General features: G+C 51.1%; 16 protein-coding genes. 8 read left to right on the forward strand and 8 right to left on the reverse strand.

Going from position 1 to position 18,523, the window contains the following annotated elements; translation table 11 throughout:
• Nucleotides 1-24: 24 nt before the first annotated feature.
• The 6 genes from tal to pdxA form a co-directional block, all read right to left on the reverse strand.
• The gene (tal, locus tag OI69_RS08380) at nucleotides 25-975 is read right to left on the reverse strand and encodes a transaldolase (protein ID WP_039348657.1); all 951 of its coding nucleotides are present in this window, start codon (nucleotides 973-975) and stop codon (nucleotides 25-27) included.
• Between the two features lie 187 nt (nucleotides 976-1,162).
• Nucleotides 1,163-1,621, reverse strand: coding sequence for an RpiB/LacA/LacB family sugar-phosphate isomerase (locus tag OI69_RS08385; protein ID WP_039348660.1), 459 nt, complete (start codon nucleotides 1,619-1,621; stop codon nucleotides 1,163-1,165).
• A 105-nt stretch (nucleotides 1,622-1,726) separates the two neighbouring features.
• Nucleotides 1,727-2,095 carry a PTS glucitol/sorbitol transporter subunit IIA gene (locus OI69_RS08390; protein WP_039348663.1) on the reverse strand — a complete coding sequence of 123 codons (369 nt, stop codon included), beginning with the start codon at nucleotides 2,093-2,095 and terminating at the stop codon, nucleotides 1,727-1,729.
• 11 nt (nucleotides 2,096-2,106) lie between these two features.
• On the reverse strand, nucleotides 2,107-3,132 hold the full coding sequence (locus OI69_RS08395) for a 2-keto-3-deoxygluconate permease (RefSeq protein ID WP_039348667.1): 1,026 nt from the start codon (nucleotides 3,130-3,132) through the stop codon (nucleotides 2,107-2,109).
• A 111-nt stretch (nucleotides 3,133-3,243) separates the two neighbouring features.
• Nucleotides 3,244-4,962: a four-carbon acid sugar kinase family protein gene (locus OI69_RS08400; protein WP_039348669.1), complete on the reverse strand. Its 1,719-nt coding sequence runs from the start codon at nucleotides 4,960-4,962 to the stop codon at nucleotides 3,244-3,246.
• Between the two features lie 33 nt (nucleotides 4,963-4,995).
• Nucleotides 4,996-6,000, reverse strand: a complete 1,005-nt coding sequence (gene pdxA / locus OI69_RS08405; RefSeq protein ID WP_039348672.1) for a 4-hydroxythreonine-4-phosphate dehydrogenase PdxA — start codon at nucleotides 5,998-6,000, stop codon at nucleotides 4,996-4,998.
• Nucleotides 6,001-6,246: 246 nt separating this feature from the next.
• Here pdxA and OI69_RS08410 point away from each other — a divergent pair, with 246 nt between their 5' ends.
• From OI69_RS08410 to mtr, 4 genes are all read left to right on the forward strand, one after another.
• Complete coding sequence (locus OI69_RS08410; RefSeq protein WP_039348676.1) at nucleotides 6,247-7,071, forward strand: triose-phosphate isomerase; 825 nt, start codon at nucleotides 6,247-6,249, stop codon at nucleotides 7,069-7,071.
• Between the two features lie 3 nt (nucleotides 7,072-7,074).
• Nucleotides 7,075-8,040, forward strand: coding sequence for a sugar-binding transcriptional regulator (locus OI69_RS08415; RefSeq protein ID WP_039348679.1), 966 nt, complete (start codon nucleotides 7,075-7,077; stop codon nucleotides 8,038-8,040).
• Between the two features lie 223 nt (nucleotides 8,041-8,263).
• Nucleotides 8,264-10,543: an NADP-dependent oxaloacetate-decarboxylating malate dehydrogenase gene (maeB, locus tag OI69_RS08420; RefSeq protein WP_039348682.1), complete on the forward strand. Its 2,280-nt coding sequence runs from the start codon at nucleotides 8,264-8,266 to the stop codon at nucleotides 10,541-10,543.
• Nucleotides 10,544-10,692: 149 nt separating this feature from the next.
• Nucleotides 10,693-11,967: a tryptophan permease gene (gene mtr, locus OI69_RS08425; RefSeq protein ID WP_039348684.1), complete on the forward strand. Its 1,275-nt coding sequence runs from the start codon at nucleotides 10,693-10,695 to the stop codon at nucleotides 11,965-11,967.
• A 49-nt stretch (nucleotides 11,968-12,016) separates the two neighbouring features.
• On the opposite strand, the gene OI69_RS08430 is transcribed toward mtr, so the two are convergent.
• The gene (locus tag OI69_RS08430; protein ID WP_039348686.1) at nucleotides 12,017-12,466 is read right to left on the reverse strand and encodes a YaiI/YqxD family protein; all 450 of its coding nucleotides are present in this window, start codon (nucleotides 12,464-12,466) and stop codon (nucleotides 12,017-12,019) included.
• 3 nt (nucleotides 12,467-12,469) lie between these two features.
• Nucleotides 12,470-13,402, reverse strand: coding sequence for an oxygen-dependent coproporphyrinogen oxidase (gene hemF / locus OI69_RS08435; protein ID WP_039348883.1), 933 nt, complete (start codon nucleotides 13,400-13,402; stop codon nucleotides 12,470-12,472).
• A 182-nt stretch (nucleotides 13,403-13,584) separates the two neighbouring features.
• Between hemF and OI69_RS08440 the strand changes: the two genes are divergently transcribed.
• The 4 genes from OI69_RS08440 (at nucleotide 13,585) to OI69_RS08455 (ending at nucleotide 18,517) form a co-directional block, all read left to right on the forward strand.
• Nucleotides 13,585-14,010 carry a GNAT family acetyltransferase gene (locus OI69_RS08440; RefSeq protein WP_039348688.1) on the forward strand — a complete coding sequence of 142 codons (426 nt, stop codon included), beginning with the start codon at nucleotides 13,585-13,587 and terminating at the stop codon, nucleotides 14,008-14,010.
• A 120-nt stretch (nucleotides 14,011-14,130) separates the two neighbouring features.
• Nucleotides 14,131-14,652, forward strand: coding sequence for a sigma-70 family RNA polymerase sigma factor (locus tag OI69_RS08445; RefSeq protein ID WP_039348690.1), 522 nt, complete (start codon nucleotides 14,131-14,133; stop codon nucleotides 14,650-14,652).
• A complete protein-coding gene (locus OI69_RS08450; protein WP_039348692.1) occupies nucleotides 14,642-15,589 on the forward strand; it encodes a FecR family protein in 948 nt (315 codons plus the stop codon). Before OI69_RS08445 ends, OI69_RS08450 begins: the two co-directional genes overlap by 11 nt.
• 120 nt (nucleotides 15,590-15,709) lie before the next feature.
• Nucleotides 15,710-18,517: a TonB-dependent receptor gene (locus OI69_RS08455; protein ID WP_080752624.1), complete on the forward strand. Its 2,808-nt coding sequence runs from the start codon at nucleotides 15,710-15,712 to the stop codon at nucleotides 18,515-18,517.
• Nucleotides 18,518-18,523 lie beyond the last annotated feature (6 nt).

Here is an 18,523-nt window from a genome sequence, read left to right on the forward strand (position 1 = left end):
AGAGGACATGCTTGACTCCACAAGTTACAGCTTGGCCGCCAACAGCGTTTCCAGCTTTTGTTGATCGGCAGCGAACAGGCGTATGCCTTCCGCCAGTTTATCGACGGCCATCGGATCCTGATGGTGCTCCCAGCGGAACTCGGCTTCAGACAGGGGGGAAGGGTGATGGAACGCTTCGGTTGATGGCGTGAGTTGGCGTTCGACCGGAGCCGTGCTGTTTTTTAGTTGATCCAGCAGTGCAGGGGAGATTGTCAGGCGATCGCATCCCGCCAGCGCCAGAATCTGTTCCACTTTGCGGAAGCTGGCACCCATGATCACCGTCTGGTAGCGGTGACGTTTGTAGTAATCATAGATATTACGCACAGAGATCACGCCGGGATCGTTTTCGGCCTGATAGTCGCTGGTCGGCTGCTTTTGCTGATACCAGTCATAAATCCGACCCACAAACGGCGAGATCAGAAAAACGCCCGCTTCGGCACAGGCGCGCGCCTGCGCAAACGAGAACAAGAGCGTCAGGTTGCAGTTAATTCCCTCTTTTTCCAGCTCTTCGGCGGCGCGAATCCCTTCCCAGGTGGCGGCGAGTTTAATCAGAATACGCGAACGCGGAATGTCTTTTTCCTGATACATCCCGATAAGTTTGCGGGCTTTCGCCACGCACATACCGCGATCGAACGAGAGCCGGGCATCCACTTCAGTGGAGATGCGCCCCGGAATACTTTTCAGCACTTCCGCACCGATATTCACCGCCAGTCGGTCGCTGGCGTTGATGAGTTGAGTTTCTTTGCTGCCGCCTTGCTGATGTGCGTAGGCAATTGCGTCAGCAAACAGCGGCTGATACTGGGGCAGCGTGGCGGCTTTCAGGATCAGGGATGGATTCGTGGTGGTATCTTGCGGTGAAAACTGACGAATGGAGTCGATATCGCCGCTGTCGGCGACCACCACGGTAAACTGCTTAAGGGCATCGAGTTGGTTCATGAATGAGCTCCTTGGCATAACTAAAAAGTCATCAGCGGAAGCGTATCCGCAGCGCCATGCCGCACTGCCTCATTGCTGGGTAGAATGACATGCACTTTTATGATTACTGTCATTGGAAAGCGTATAGAGAGAGGGATTCGCCACTGGCGGCGAATCCGTGACCCGTTTTAGCGGGTCATTACCGTAGTTAACGAGTGCTTTCCTGATGCTCGTAATAGCTGATCTTTTCAATTTTTGGCGCTGAACTGCCGCCTTCAAATTCAGCATCCAGCCAGGCACTCACAATCTCTTTTGCCAGTTCTGGGCCGATAACCCGAGCGCCCAGTGCGATAATCTGTGCATTGTTACTTTTTCTGGCCCGTTGAGCCGAATAGGTGTCATGGCACTGCGCTGCACGAATGCCGGTGACCTTATTTGCCACAATGCTCATACCGATGCCAGTACCGCACAGCAGGATCCCACGCTCGTATGTTCCCGCTTTAATCGACACCGCGACCGCATGTGCGACGTCGGGGTAGATCGTGTTATCCTGATTCTTGTCGCTACTAAAATCGACCCAGGGAATAGTGAGCGAGTCCAGATAGCGGGTGAGGATATCGCGTAAACTCCAGGCTGCATCATCTGCGCCAATAGCGATTGGTTTCATGGTAATTATCCTTACGTTTTATTAAAACAGTGATATTTAAAAGCAGTAATATTTAAAAACAGTCTGTTATCAGACAGCGTTGTCTCTTAATTCCAGCGTTCGCTATTACTCCGCGAAAATTGTCATGTTGCCTTGTGCCGATAGCGCTGTGGGGAGCGGGCCAATCAGGTGAAGAGTGCCGGGCAGTTCCGCTTTTTCGGCTCCATCAAATAACAACGTAATATGCCCTAGTTCTTTCAGATTTTGACTGGCGACCTCACCTACTGCACTAATTGAATAAATGATGCCGAATAATTCCATTTTCTGATGAGGAGAAAGTGGTTCAATTAACTCACCGTCATGATGAGTAATGCAATAATCTCGGATGTCCTTAGGTGCGTTGTCGCTGAAAAGAATGAGACGTTTCTCGCTCAGAAATAATGCTGCATTTTCGCCTACCGAGCTTATTGTTGCCTGCCAGATAATCCGCCTCATTTTCCTTTTCCTTACTTTTGCTTATTGGCTGATGTATTAAGCGCATGGGACGGCCCGGCCTGCGGCGCATTATTTTCTGCGCCCGATGGAATAATGCCTTTTTTCTTCAAGCGATTATCAAACCAGGCGACGAGCACGGGCGCGGTGAGCATGGTGATAATGCTGGCTGTGGCCAGTTGCGCGGTGGCAGAGTCAACAAAGATCTGAAGACTCGGGTCGGCCTGTGCCACCATGGCGGGTGTCAGTGCGGAGCTGGCTGCGGTGGTGCCAAGCGCGGCACCCAGCGCCGTTTTTCGTTTCAGGAATAGGTTGTACAGGAAGTAGAAAACCAGCCCGGTGAAAGCGGAAATGATGCCCAGAACAATGCCGGATAAACCCGCCGTAAAGACGGTGTGCATGCTGGAATTAGCGCCAATCGCGAATGACATGATAATAATCACCAGCGGTTGCGCAGCGGCGCAGAGTTGCTTGAACTTCTCATCAAGATTACCCCACAGCATGCCGATGAGTAGCGGGATGAGCATAGAGAGCAGGGCGGCAAACGGGATATTGGCTAAACCGCTGACGCCGAGCACCACCATTGTCACGAAGGGACCATCTTTAATACAGAAAACAGAGATGGCACCGGCATCACTGGCATCGCCGTAGTTACTGCACAGAGCAATATATAACGAGCTGTTTGAACTGGTGATACAGGCAATAAACGCCAGCGTAGAAATGCCAAAGAAGCCAGCGGGGCCAAAAAAAGTGCCCATCAACCATACTGCCAGTGCGCCAGCACTGAATTTCAACATCAGCAGTATGGTGCCTTTATAGAGCGGAAGACCTGCCTGACGAATATTAATTGACGATCCGCAGATGAGAAGAAATATTCCCATCATGGCGCTGGAGCCTGCTTTAAATAATGCTGTGGTAGGGCCGCCTATTTGTAATAGTGATGGTGCGAAGGTATTCATCAATATCGCCGCTAGCAGGGGGATAATGATTAACCCGCCAGGGACTTTATTCATTTTTTCAAGGATGTTTATATTTTTCATGGTGTTTCTCTCGTGTAGGGTAGAGCAACATCCAGGTCTGTTAATCAGACCTATGCAATACGCAGGGACTATTTTTATATTGAATTACGCTTTGTCATTTATATTTTTTATTTATTGAATGGTTTCCCGATGAATGTGATTAATAATGGTATGGATAATATCCTCTGGTCCGGTCAAGCCGCCTTTCCCAACGCAAATTAATCCCTCATAATGACCGCCAATAATTTTTACCAAATCGGTTTGAGGGATAACGTAATCCACCATCTCAATACCGTTGGCACCAAGCTGTTTGAGGACGTTGACCATGGTGTCGCCGCCCGTCATGTACAGCCCTTTAATGTCTGAGGCGGCAGCGTCCAGCACCGTTTTGACAATCTTACCCAGACCCTGATTGATATTTTCCGCCGCCTGACCATGCTCCAACCCGAAACGCTGTTCTTCCTCGTGGAGATCGAGCAGACGGCCTGTGAGTGCGGATTCAAATACGAAAATGGCATTGGCGTGCGTTTTCACGCACTCCAGCGCTTGCCTGACGACTCTCTGTACTTCGATATCCGCCGAGTGCTCTTTATCGATCAGCAATTCGGCATCAATAGGAATGTGGCAAACACGCGGGTCAGTTTCAATGAGTGCGGTAAGCTGTCTTTTGGTGACCGGCGTTGCGCTGCCAGCGACGACAATAACCGAACCCTGCTGCTGTTCCTGAGGGATGAGCGCTTTCTCTTTGCGCTCTTCGTCGTGGATCATTTCTCGGGTAAAAGCCAGACGCTCGGTAAAAGGACCGGGATCGACGGCCAATACGTTCCAATTGAGTTTGGTGACAGCACGGGCAATATTTTCTACATCGGCCAGTGAAATAGCATCGACGACAATCACGCGCGCGCCTTCCCGCTGTTGTTGAACCAGAGCATCGCTAATGGCGTGGTAGCCTTTTAACACGCAAGACAGAGGAATATGCTTCACCTGATGGTGAGTTTGCTCACCGAGTAGCCCGGGAACAAAGGTTTCCGTCACTGGCGTGCGAACGTCTTTAGCGACATCGGTACAGGAGAGGGCGACCGAATCAATGACCGAATAACCGCCGACCACAATACGCCGTGATTGCGGCATGGCGGGAACAACTACCGCGATGGTTTCCTGCGGCAGGACTTCCAGCATGGCATCAATTTCGTAGCCGATACCCCCGCGCAGGGTGGTATCAACACGTTTAGTGAAATAGACCGCACCGCGTTCCAGGAGTGCTTGTGTTGCATTTCTCACGCGGTTTTTCGCTTCGGCTTTCGGCAGAGGGCGACTATCGCTGCTGATCACCATGGCCTGCCAGTCTGATTCACACTCGGTGAAGGACGTGGTATTAAAAAAGGCGGCGGTTTTCATGCCGCTACGCGCTAACAGGACGCCGATTGTCGTCGCGCCAGTGAGATCGTCAGCGACGATACCGAGTTTGTCCCCCTGCTTCCCCTCAGCCCGTAATCGGATACCGGCGGGGGTGACATCCGAAACGTAGATATCTTCTCGGATAAACTCTGCCAGCGGCCCCGTTTTCGCGGTCGGGTGGAGATTGATGGTTGGGATCCCGCGTTTGGGATAAAGACCGCAGCGCAGCGTGCCGCCGCAGTCGATGACCATTAAACCGATTTCCTGTTCATCCGGTTCCCCGTGTTTGAAGACATCCACCGATTCCCAGCCGGTGAGTTCCATTAACCGATCGACCACGGTAGGGCGAATTCCCCCGGTGATGTAGGCAATCTTTTTCTCTGGTGTGACATTAATCAGCAGCGGCCCGCCCCAGCCTTTACCGCCCCTGATAATTTCCAAATATCGCGTCATGGTATGTTCTCCATCAGTGACCTGAAACCGGCGTTAGTGCTTCATTTTCCAGTAACGTGCGGCAACCAGCGTCGATTCCAGCATGCTCACCGTGCCTGCTTTGCCCGTTCCGGCAATATCGAAAGCCGTGCCGTGGTCGACAGAACTGCGCATAAACGGCAAGCCGAAAGTGATGGTAATGGATCGCTCGAAATCGAGTGTTTTACAGGCGATATGCCCCTGATCGTGATAGAGCGACAGAATGGCGTCGTAATGTCCTTGTTTTCCGAGATGGAAAACAGAATCCGCCGGAATCGGGCCTATCGCGTTGATACCCATTTCCTGAGCGGCTTTGACGGCAGGAATCAGGTTGTCTTTTTCTTCATGGCCAAACAGGCCGTTATCGGAGGCGTGCGGGTTAAGCGCCGCGACGGCGATACGCGGGTTTTTAATATTGAGCGCGGTAAATTCATGGTGAATTTGCTGGACGCAGGCGAGAACACGTTCTTTATTTGCATAGTCGCAGGCTTCTTTCAGCGCGATATGGCGGCTGACGAAAAACACCCGCAGTTTTTGCACATGGAACATCGTCAGGCCGTAATCTGAGCCGGTTTCAACCTGATAAATTTCGGTGTGTCCCGGTAATTTACAGCCTGCGAGTTTGATCGCTTCTTTATGGATGGGGGCAGTAGAGACGACATCAATGTCGCCAGCCAGTCCTAACTCAATGGATTTCATGACGTAATCAAGAGACATCTTCCCGGCGAGCTGTTGAACCTTACCCCATTCGATGCTCTCGCAATCATATTCGCCCGTTTCTAACACATCCAGCGTACCCCAGGTGAACTTGGCTTCGGCAGGAGACGTAATGACGTTGATCGAAAAATCGCAGTTTTTAATGGCCATCGCGCGGCGGATGATGGGAACCGAACCTATGAGGAAAGGGCGGCACTCTTCATACACGTCTTTATCCATCATGGTTGCTACCGAGATTTCGGGGCCGATTCCTGCTGGATCGCCGATGGTCAGAGCAACAACGGGTTTTTTTGCGGTCGACATAATTTCCCCTTTTTCGCATAAACCGGAGTGGTTTGCTTGTTCATATGTTCATTGAATGAACTTTTGTTTTATGGGATTTTACGATGTATTGAGGAAATAGCTTTGAATCCGATCACATTAAACACACTTTTTTTACTTATGGCGCTTTTTTGTGATCGGCAATGTGTTTGTAGTGTGAATATAAGTCTTGTTGAGTAACTTTTGTTACGCTACAGCACACGCCTCTGCACAAAAGCAGGAAATGACATGAAAAAAGTGATGATAGGCACGAGTTGGAAAATGAATAAAACCCGGCAGGAAGCGATGGACTATTGTGCGGTGTTATCCAGACAGCTTAACCCTGCGGCAGGTGAATGCATTCAACCCTTTGTGATCCCACCTTTTACCTTGATAAGGGAAGTGACCGAGTACCTGTCTGCGCATCAGGTGAATTGCCTGACTGGGGCGCAAAACATGCATTATGCTGACAATGGCGCATGGACGGGAGAGGTGTCTCCGGTAATGGTATGTGATTGCGGTGCCGCGCTGGTCGAGCTAGGGCATTCCGAACGGCGGCAACACTTTGCGGAAAACGATGCGGATATCCAGAAAAAAGTGCAGGCCGCGCTGCGTTACCAACTGCGTCCTCTGGTTTGCGTGGGCGACAGTGCGCAAGAGAAGGCGTGGGGCGTTTCTAAAGAAACCGTGATTCGACAAATGAAAATTGCGCTGGCTGGTTTACACGCGCAGCAGGCGGAAAAGGTCATCATCGCGTATGAGCCTGTCTGGGCCATTGGCGAAGGGGGAACGCCTGCCACCGCACAGGAAGCGCAAGCTATTCACTCGGCTTTGCGTCAGGCGCTGGTTGCCCTGTATGACGAAGACCTTGCCTCGCGTATTACGCTTCTGTACGGCGGCAGCGTGAATCCGCATAATACGGACGAACTTATTCAATGCGCAGATATTGACGGATTATTTATTGGCAGGTCTGCATGGGACGCGGAGCATTTCTGCCAACTGGTGCGTAGTGTTTCAGCATTGTTGAATGGACAGGGTGAGCGAGTGACCCTAAGCGAAACCAAAATGGGTTAAGTCATGAGTGAATTTGATTCAGACAGTGAATTACTAACGGAAATAGCCGTCGCGTATTATGAAAATCAACAAACTCAGGAAGAAATTGCCAGCCGTTTTGGCATTTCGCGTATCAAAGTTGGACGTTTGTTGAAGCGCGCACGGGCGGAAGGGATCGTCGAGATCAATGTTCGCTATCATCCGGTATTTAGCTCTCAGCTTGAACAGCAATTTATTAAGAGCTTTGGCATCAAGCGTGCGCTGATTGCGATCGATCACCATGATGAAGATGAACAACGCCAGCAGGTGGCCTCGCTGGTGTCCACTTACTTGTCCAGCATCCTGAAAAATGGCATGTCCGTAGCGGTCGGACAGGGGCGCAACGTGGCGGCTGTCGCCAGTCACGTAGGCGTTTTTCCAGAACGACACTGCAAATTTATCTGTGGCATCGGCGGTACGCAGCGTGATGGGGAACTGATTGACGCCGATCATATCAGCCGCCATCTGGCACGAAAATTCAACGCTACCAGTGAAACGCTGTACGCGCCTGCCTATGTCGAAAACCCCGCGCTGAAATCTTCCTTTATGCAAAACCGTTTGATTAATGACACGCTTGAACGGGCCAGCAAAGCGGATATTGCACTGGTGGGATTAGGCGACATGAACGAAAACAGCTTTATGGTTCAGCTCGGCTGGTTTACCTCACAGGAAATTATCACGGCGCGTCAGGATGAGGGCGTGGTCGGTGATATTGCGGGCTATGCTTTTCTGGATATTCAGGGCCGACCCGTGGATACGGTGATGAATGACAGAGTCATCGGCCTGAGTCTCGATCAGCTCCACAAGATCCCTTATGTGATTGCCATCGCCTCTGAAAATACCAAAGCGACGGCGATTCTGGCTGCGCTACGCTCTGGTATTGTCGATGTCATCGCCACCAGCGCCAGCAATGCGCGCACGGTGCTGAGCTTGATATCCGCCAGACACTAGATTTTTCTTCTTGCCTATCTCTTCCGATCGCGTAGTACATCTGTACCGCGCGATTTCTTGTCATCGCGCCCTGTTTTTTGCACGAAAAACCATCAAATAAAATAACTATATTAACCAGCATTCTCCCGCAGTTTTTGCCATCCTCGGTAGTTTCGTTATTTGCAAACACTATACTGGGTACTCTTTACCCTACAGACACAACAAAACCGAAAAGGTACATAAAATGGATGAACAGCTAAAGCAAAGCGCCCTTGATTTCCACCAGTATCCGATCCCCGGAAAAATTCAGGTTTCCCCGACGAAGCCGCTGGCGACGCAACGCGATCTGGCACTGGCGTATTCCCCTGGTGTCGCTGCACCCTGTCTGGAAATTGCAGAAGATCCGCTGGCCGCCTACAAATACACCGCACGCGGTAATCTGGTCGCGGTCATCTCTAACGGAACGGCTGTGCTGGGGCTGGGCAATATCGGCGCACTGGCCGGTAAGCCAGTCATGGAAGGTAAAGGCGTTCTGTTCAAAAAATTCTCCGGTGTTGATGTGTTCGATATCGAAGTCGACGAGTTGGATCCCGACAAGCTGATCGATGTGATCGCAGCGCTGGAGCCAACGTTCGGCGGTATCAATCTGGAAGACATCAAGGCACCAGAGTGCTTCTACATCGAGAAGAAACTGCGTGAGCGCATGAAGATCCCTGTCTTCCATGACGATCAACATGGTACGGCGATCATCTGTACCGCCGCCGTGCTGAACGGTTTGCGTGTGGTAGAGAAGAACATTTCTGATGTGCGTCTGGTGGTGTCCGGCGCGGGTGCGGCGTCTATCGCCTGCCTGAATCTGCTGGTGGCGCTGGGGATGCAGAAGCACAACATCGTCGTGTGTGATTCGCGTGGCGTAATTTTCCATGGTCGTGATGAAAACATGGAAGAAACCAAAGCCGCGTATGCGATTGAAGATAATGGGGCGCGGAAGCTGGCTGATGTGATCCCGAACGCGGATATCTTCCTTGGCTGCTCTGGCCCCGGCGTCCTAACTCAGGACATGGTGAAAACCATGGCGCCGCGTCCATTGATCATGGCGTTGGCGAACCCAGAACCCGAAATCCTGCCGCCGCTGGCGAAAGCGGTGCGTCCTGATGCCATCATCTGTACTGGCCGTTCGGATTATCCGAATCAGGTGAACAACGTACTGTGCTTCCCGTTCATTTTCCGTGGCGCACTGGACGTGGGTGCGACCACCATCAACGAAGAGATGAAGCTGGCTTGTGTTCACGCGATTGCTGATTTGGCGCTGGCGGAGCAGAGTGAAGTGGTGGCATCTGCGTATGGCGATCAGGATCTGTCATTCGGCCCGGAATACCTGATTCCAAAACCGTTCGATCCACGCCTGATCATCAAGATCGCCCCGGCGGTCGCGAAGGCCGCAATGGACTCCAGTGTGGCGACGCGTCCGATCGAGGATTTCGATGCGTATATCGAAAAACTGACTCAGTTCGTTTACAAAACCAACCTATTCATGAAGCCGATCTTCTCACAGGCGCGTCAGCAGCCGAAGCGTGTGGTATTCGCTGAAGGGGAAGATGCCCGTGTGCTGCATGCCACACAGGAACTGGTGACGCTGGGGTTAGCGTTCCCAATTCTGATTGGTCGCCCGAGTGTGATTGAGAAACGTCTGCAAAAATTGGGTCTGCAATTGACCATCGGCAAAGATTTTGAAGTGGTTAACAACGAATCGGATCCGCGTTTCAAAGAATACTGGAGCGAGTATTTCGAGATCATGAAACGCCGTGGCGTATCGCAGGAAAAAGCACAACGTGCGGTGATCGGTAATCCGACGTTGATCGGTTCTATCATGGTTCACCGTGGCGAGGCCGATGCGCTGATTTGCGGTACGATTGGCACGTATGAAGAGCACTTCGATGTGGTCGAAAAAGTGTTTGGTTACCGTGATGGCGTGCATACCGCGGGGGCGATGAACGCGTTGATGCTGCCAAGCGGCAACACGTTTATCGCCGATACCTACGTTAATGCCGATCCAACGCCGGAACAACTGGCGGAAATCACGCTGATGGCGGCAGAAAGCGTACGCCGTTTCGGTATTGAGCCGAAAGTCGCACTGCTGTCGCATTCCAGCTTCGGGACTTCAGATTCTCCGACGGCGCGGAAAATGCGCGAGACGCTGGCGCTGGTCAACAAGCTGGCACCGGAACTGGAAATCGATGGTGAGATGCACGGTGATGCCGCGCTGGTGGAAGCCATTCGTCGCGATCAAATGCCAGACAGCCCGCTGAAAGGCTCGGCTAACATCCTGATTATGCCGAATATGGAAGCGGCGCGTATCAGCTATAACCTGCTGCGCGTTTCTTCCTCTGAAGGGGTGACGGTGGGGCCGGTACTGATGGGAATTTCAAAGCCGGTACATATCCTGACGCCGATTGCCTCTGTGCGCCGTATCGTGAACATGGTGGCGCTGGCGGTAGTGGAAGCACAAACTCAGCCGCTGTAAGGCATTTTTATCGATACAGACAAACCCAGCCGATTCATGGCTGGGTTTTTTATTTGGCACAAATGAGCGTAGAACCAATATGAATCAATGGAATAATTTTGGTTTTATGCCATGATCCCGCCTTAAAATCTAACGAGCGACTATCGGCTATGGCAACACGCGCAGTGAACGAAAATACCAGAGAGAAAAACGGTACGGAAAAGCGTCTTCCCTCGCTGTTTGGCGGGTCGATGATTATTGCAGGGACGATTATCGGTGCCGGGATGTTTTCCCTGCCGGTGGTGATGTCGGGGGCCTGGTTTTTTTGGTCATTTGCTGTGTTGGTGTTGACCTGGTTTTGCATGTATCACTCAGGATTAATGATACTGGAAGCCAACCTGAATTATCCGACTGGCTCCAGCTTTGATACGCTGACCAAAGATCTGTTGGGTAAGCGCTGGAATATCGTTAATGGCATATCGATTGCCTTTGTCCTTTATATCCTGACCTACGCCTACATTTCGGCGAGCGGTTCAATTATTAGCCACACGCTTGCGGAGATGTCGATAAATTTCTCTGCCCGCCTCGGCGGCTTCCTGTTTGCGCTGTTTGTGGCGTTGACGGTGTGGTGGAGTACGGCGGCGGTGAGCCGCATGACCGCTTTTTTTCTGGCGGCGAAGGTTCTGACCTTCTTCATGACGTTTGGCAGCTTGCTGTGGAACGTTAAGCCCGTCGTTTTACTCAATGTTGCCGAAGAGACTCCGAGCTACCTTCCGTACGTGCTGATGACGTTGCCTTTTTGCCTTGCATCTTTCGGCTTTCATGGCAATGTCCCTAGTCTGGTGAAGCATTATGGTCGTGAACCACAGATCATCAAACGCTGTCTGTTTATTGGCAGTGTGTTGGCGCTGGTGATGTATGCCATCTGGCTGATTGGCACGATGGGAAACATCGCGCGTCCTGATTTTATCGGGATTGCCGAGCAGGGCGGAAATATTGATGTGTTGGTACAAACGCTAGGTGGGGTGTTGAACAGCCCTTATCTGGACGTGTTGCTGACCGTCTTTTCCAATTTTGCCGTCGCCTGTTCGTTTCTCGGGGTGACGCTGGGGCTGTTTGATTATCTGGCAGATTTACTGAAGTTTGACGATAGCCGAATGGGAAGGGCGAAAACGGCACTGGTCACGTTTTCCCCGCCGATTATCGGGGGCCTGCTGTATCCGAACGGCTTTATTTACGCGATTGGCTTTGCCGGATTAGCCGCCACCGTATGGGCGGTGATTACGCCTGCGCTGCTGGCGCTGGCATCACGTCGCCGCTTTGGCAGCCCGCAGTTTCGTGTCCGTGGCGGCAACGCGATGATTGCGCTGGTGCTGCTCTTTGGTGTCAGCACCGCGCTGATACATATCCTTTCCAGCCTCGACTTGCTGCCGGTGTATCGCTGAGTGATGTTGACTCCTGCTTTGCCTGCTATGCAGATGAGGCAGGGCGCGATCACTTTTTGGCCTGCTGCAACCACTTGTCCAACTCGTTGGCGAATTGCTGGCGATCCCGCTGACTCAAGGCGCTGGGGCCACCGGTTTGTATCCCGCTGGCGCGCATGGTATCCATAAAATCCCGCATGTTCAGCCGTTCCCGAATGGTGTCCGGCGTATAGCGTTCCCCGCGCGGATTCAACGCGACGCCGCCTTTTTCTATTACTTCCGATGCCAGTGGAATATCAGCGGTGATCACCAGATCGCCTGTTTCAACGCGGCGCACAATTTCATTGTCGGCGACGTCAAAACCCGCGGGGACGCGCAGCGTGCGGATAAAACGCGACGGCGGCACTTTTATGGTTTGGTTGGCGACCAGCGTGACCTGCATTTGTGTGCGATCCGCCGCGCGAAATAGCACTTCTTTAATGACGTTAGGGCAGGCGTCGGCATCGACCCAAATCTGCATGTTTTATGCTTCCTTATTGTGCGTGTTACTTTCTACCAGCCAGTCTCTGACGGGCAAAAAATCTCGATAAAGTCTGGCTTCCGGGCTATCCGGTTCAGGCTGGTGCTGATATTCCCAGCGAGCCAGCGGCGGCATGGACATTAAAATGGATTCGGTGCGCCCGCCGCTTTGCAGGCCAAACAGCGTACCGCGATCCCAAATCAGGTTGAATTCCACATAGCGGCCGCGACGATAGAGTTGGAATTCGCGCTCGCGCTCTCCCCACGGCAAATCTTTACGCCGTTCGACGATGGGCAGATAACCATCGAGAAATCCGCTACCTACGGCACGAATGAAGGCGAAACTGGTCGCAAAATCCGGCGCGTTCAGATCGTCAAAAAACAGTCCTCCAATACCACGAGCCTCATTACGGTGCTTCAGGAAGAAGTACTCATCGCACCACTTTTTATAGCGCGGATAGACATCGTCACCGAACGGCTGGCACAGGTCGTGAGCGGTTTGATGCCAATGCACCGCGTCCTCTTTGAAACCATAATAGGGGGTAAGATCGAATCCGCCGCCAAACCACCAGATTGGCTCTTCTCCCGGTTTCTCGGCAATGAATAGACGCACGTTGGCGTGGCTGGTGGGAATGTAAGGGTTGAGCGGGTGAATCACCAACGACACGCCCAGCGCCTGAAAGCTGCGGCCAGCCAGTTCAGGGCGCTGCGTGCTGGCAGAAGGCGGCAATGACTTGCCGGCCACATGGGAAAAATTAACCCCTGCGCGTTCAAAGAGGCGTCCTTCGGATAGCACGCGACTGCATCCGCCGCCACCTTCAGCACGCTGCCATTCGTCTTTGGCGAAATCAGCTTTGCCATCGATAGCAGCCAACTGCTGACAGATATCCTTCTGTAAGCTAAGCAAAAAATGTTTTACTGCATTGACGTCAGACAGAGTGGGCATGTTGTTTCCATCGCGATGGCGGCACGGTAATAAAGGCGGGCAGTATACCATCAATAAAATCGATCCCCAGTTATCGGTTGTGTGATTCCTGAAGGCGGCGCGCAATTTGAGATTGCGTCTGATAAAAATCACGCGATAATCACGATTTACCTTATTGCAAAATGGCGACTGTGATGGAAATCCGCATATTCAGGCAGGATGATTTTGAAGCCGTGATCACTCTCTGGGAACGTTGTGATTTGCTGCGTCCGTGGAACGATCCTGAAATGGACATCGAACGTAAGCTCAATCACGATCCCGACCTATTTCTGGTCGCCGAGGTGAACAGCGAAATTGTGGGGTCGGTCATGGGCGGTTACGATGGCCACCGTGGTTCGGCGTACTATCTGGGGGTGCATCCTGATTTTCGCGGGCGCGGTATTGCGAATGCGTTGATTAGCCGACTGGAGAAAAAGCTCATTGCTCGCGGCTGCCCGAAGATTCACCTGATGGTGCGGGAAGACAACGATGCGGTGATCGGCATGTATGAGAAACTCGACTACGAGATTGTCGATAGCATTACGCTGGGAAAACGCCTGATTGAAGATCGGGAATATTGATGTGTGCAGCCCCGTTCCTCGGGGATGTTGTTTGAAAAGTGTTGCATCGTGCTACAGGCTTAGATGATAATGAGTATCAATTAAACTATTCTCATCTGCTTTCTGCCTGTTGAAACCACTATGACGCAGCTAACTTCTTTCTGGAGTGATTTTTACCAGACCCACCAAGGATGGCTGCGGGGATGGCTTTGTAAGAAAATGGGTTGTATTCATCAGGCCGATGATCTCACCCAGGACACCTTTCTAAAACTCCTGACGCTTGCCGATCCCTCCGCTATCCGACAACCAAAGGCTTATCTGATGGTGACGGCGAATCACGTCATGATCGATCAGTTTCGTAAGCGTAAACTCGAACAAGATGCGTTATCGGCGTTAGCGGTGCTGGTTGATGGAGAAGAAGAGCACTCTGCGGAATACCGTGTTGCGATAAGCCAGCTTGTGGCGACAGCATTGCATATTTTGACCCATGAGTTGGATGAGAAGGTACAGCGGGCATTTATTATGGCGCGTGTGGAAGGGTACGATTACCGGACGATCGCTGAGGCGTTACAGGTGAGTGAAAGTAGCGTGAAGCAATATCTGGCGAAAGCGATGGTGCATTTCCACAGCCGGATTTTTTTCCAGGAACAGAATGAAGCGTAACGCTGATTTTGCGCAAATTCAGCAGCAAGCCGCTGAATGGGTATTACGCTTCTCTGAGGTCGAGAAGGATAGCGAAGACGCCCAATTACTGCATAAGGAATGGCAGCAGTGGTGCCTGAGCGATGCCCGTCATCCTGTGGTTTATCATCAGATGCAGCAACTATGGGCAAGCGCCGCCATCACGCCGGCTGCGACAGCGCGCAAATCAGGCGCATCCCGTTATGTTGCTCTGGCGATATTCATTGCGGGGGGCTGGCTGCTAAGCCAGTTGCCTTATACTTATTGGCTGGCCGATCAGCATACCGTGGCTGGTGAAGTTCGGCGTATCGTGCTGGATGACGGCAGTGGGCTGATACTGAACAGTAATTCGGCTGTGAATATTTCTTTTACTTCACAAAAACGAACGATCACGCTGCTACGTGGCGAAGTGTACGCGCAGGTTGCCAAAGATCCGTACAGCCGACCGTTTGTGATAGATAGTACACAGATAACGGCCCAGGCATTGGGCACCCGCTATAGCGTACGTGATACGGGGAAAGATACGCTGGTGAGCGTTGATGAATCACACGTTCGCGTGACGGCAAATGATAACTCTAATCTCCATCTTGACCTGAATGCTGGTCAACAGGTTGGGCTTGATCGTCTACATATTACCCGTCCTGTGAGCGCATCGACAGAAGCAGGCTGGATTCACAACCAACTGGTATTTGAAAATGCACCGCTCATTCAGGTTGTCGATGAACTTTCCCGCCACTATTCAGGATTGATTTATCTGGATCCACGTCAGCGTCAGGCGCTGGAACACCTGCATTTTACTGGCGTTCTGCCATTGAATGATAGCCAGCAGGCGCTGGAGTTACTGAAACATTCCCTTCCCATCTCCGTCCGGCAGCCTTTCGGTTACCTTGTCTGGATTAGTGAAAATAAAAATCATTAATAATCAATGATAAAGGCAATAAATTAAATATAAATGATAATTATTTTTATTTTCTTCTGCCCGATTTTTGCTGAGCAACGTCTTCTCTCCTGAAAACATAAAATAATTCAGGATAAATTCATGCGTAATTTTTTGGGGATGCGTAACACAATCTGGCCGACCACTCTGTTAACTCTGACGTTAAGCGGAGGGAGTCCAGCATTTGGCGCAGCGGCACCAGCACAATCAATACACCTTCCCGCACAGTCATTGGAAAAATCACTCACACAATTAGCGCGACAAACGGGCGCTAACTTTGGTGTTGATGGCAAACTGGTGGCAGGAAAGCAAGCACCTGCGCTGGAAGGAAACTATACGGTGGCACAGGCTTTGGATCGGTTATTGAACAGCAATAATCTTTATGCCGAGCCGACAGAAACCGGTAACGCTTTTATCATTCGCCCAAGGGCGAGTGTGCCCGCGGCGGATGATGCACAGACAAGCAATACGAGTGCAGAGAATCGTGGGGTAGAAAATGAAGGTCGCGGCGATGTGATTCTGGTGAAGGCGCAAATTACGCCGGGGCCAATGGAGATCGGTAGCCAGCAATTGTCTGCGGAGGAGATTGCGAAAAAGCCGACCGCGAATGGCAATATCACTGAGCTGCTGCGTACCAACCCGAACGTACAATTTTCGGAAACATCAAATAACAGTGAAACCCCCGGAGAGTTAGCACCGGATGTCGTCTCGTTTCACGGCGAAAAATTTTATAACAACAACTTTATGATCGACGGGATGTCGAACAACGATCGTCTGAACCCTGGGGTGAACGTCGGTGAGGTTGATTCGACTGCTAATGGGAATGCGGGTAATGATTTCCCTTCTGGTCATCCTGAATCCTTCTGGATAGACAGTAGCCTGATTGAGAGTGTATCGGTTTACGACAGCAATGTGTCGGCTAAGTATGGTCAGTTCACCGGTGGGGTGATTGATGCCAAACTGAAAAAACCCTCGTTTACTGAGCCATCGGGTTCCGTATCTTACCGCACCACGCGCTCATCATGGGCTAAGTATCATATTGAGGAAAAAAAGGAAGCCTCGTTTAACACCGGCTCAACGCACAGTAGACAGCCTAAATTTAATAAGGATTTCTACAGTCTGAACGTCAGCCAGCCGCTGAGTGATAATGCGGCGCTGATGTTTGTTTATAACCGTAAAGAATCGAGCATCCCATATTGGCATAATTATATGCAGAAATGGGAAGACCAATCGCGTGAATCGGAAAGCTATATGTTGCGTGGGGCGTGGGATGCGAATGAGAACAACCAGTTCAGTCTTTCATTCATGTATTCACCCCACACGGCGACGTATGTTCGCGCGAATTATAAAGACGCGAAATATACCAACGAGGGCGGCGGTACAAGTATTAATCTGGGATGGGATAACCAGAACGCTTTCGGTAAAGTCTCCACGAAGCTGATCGCGAAACAGAATGAAAATACGATCGCGAACGATAAAAAAGATGCCTATGTGTGGGGGCTCACGCCGAGTATTGACTGGCGATCGGGGGCAAACTCGGCAAATGAGGGGGGATATGGCACGATTAAAACCGAGCAGAAGGGAATTAACCTCAAACACGACTGGCAGCTCAATCCTCTCTCTGCATGGGGGATACAGCATCAGTTTGATTTTGGACTTGATGCGGATTTCTCTCAGGCAAGCTATCGTCGGAAAGACACTTCTTACAATTATGCCGTGTCAACCAGAAATACCGCCATTGTGTGCAACAGCGGCGATTCTGCCTGTATCAACGGTGAACAGTATCTCGGCCAACGGGTGGTTTATGAAGCGTCTGATGTAAGCGTAGCCGCCAACACTTACGCGGTTTATTTACAGGATACGCTGACGGCTTCGCGTTTGACGATGGTACCCGGTGTTCGTGTGGATTATGACGATTACATGAAAAACATGAACATCTCACCGCGTTTTAGTACCAGTTATGACGTTTGGGGCGATCGTTCCACTGAGGTTTTCGGTGGGGTGAACCGTTACTATGCTGGCAATGTACTGGCCTATAAGCTGCGTGAAGCGCGTAAACAACCGTATACCGAATGTCGTGCCAATACGCTGAATAGCAGGGGCGGATGTACCGTGCAATCAACGGATACAACCCCCGGTGATTGGGTTTTTGGTCGAACACTGAGCCAAACTAATTACCGATACACCTCTTTAAACACGCCCTACAGTGATGAGCTGAATCTCGGTGTGCAGCAGCGTATTTATGACACGGTGTGGGCGCTGAAATGGGTTCACCGTGAAGCGAAAGACCAGTTCTCTGCTGAACAAAATCAAACCACAAAAATCTATGAATTAACCAATAACGGAAAATCTGAATCCGATACGTTTAGTCTGGTGGTTAAACCCGTTTCCCCAATCGAGTGGAACTCTGCGATATTCAGTTGGACGGCGGGCGCGAATATTCATAAAAGTACTTCTTCAAATACAGACTATGACACCGAGGCCGATGTCGATGGTTATATTCTCTACAACGGGAAAATGATCCGAGCAATTGATAAACCGGCAGATAACTTTAACCGTCCCTGGACAGCATTTGTTGAGCTGAATACTGAAATACCGAATTGGCGTTTAGATTGGACTCAACGTTTGAGTTATACCGGCGGGTATAAAGCATCGACACTGACTGAAACGATTAATTGCCCGGATGATAACCGCTGTGCCGGATATGTTGGCGCTACTGATGTTTATGAAGAAGAACAGTATGGCAATAACATGCGCCTGGATTGGCGTGTGACGTATACCCAGCCATTAGGTAAACAAAATTTACAAGTGGGTGTAGATGTCCTCAATGTTCTGAATAAAGCCAACAAAACCGAAGCGAGTTATGGCTTAGGGCGTCAATTTTGGCTGGACGTGAAGTATTCGTGGTAAGTGATA

This window comes from Pectobacterium fontis (assembly GCF_000803215.1).
In the GTDB taxonomy this organism is placed as follows: domain Bacteria; phylum Pseudomonadota; class Gammaproteobacteria; order Enterobacterales; family Enterobacteriaceae; genus Pectobacterium; species Pectobacterium fontis.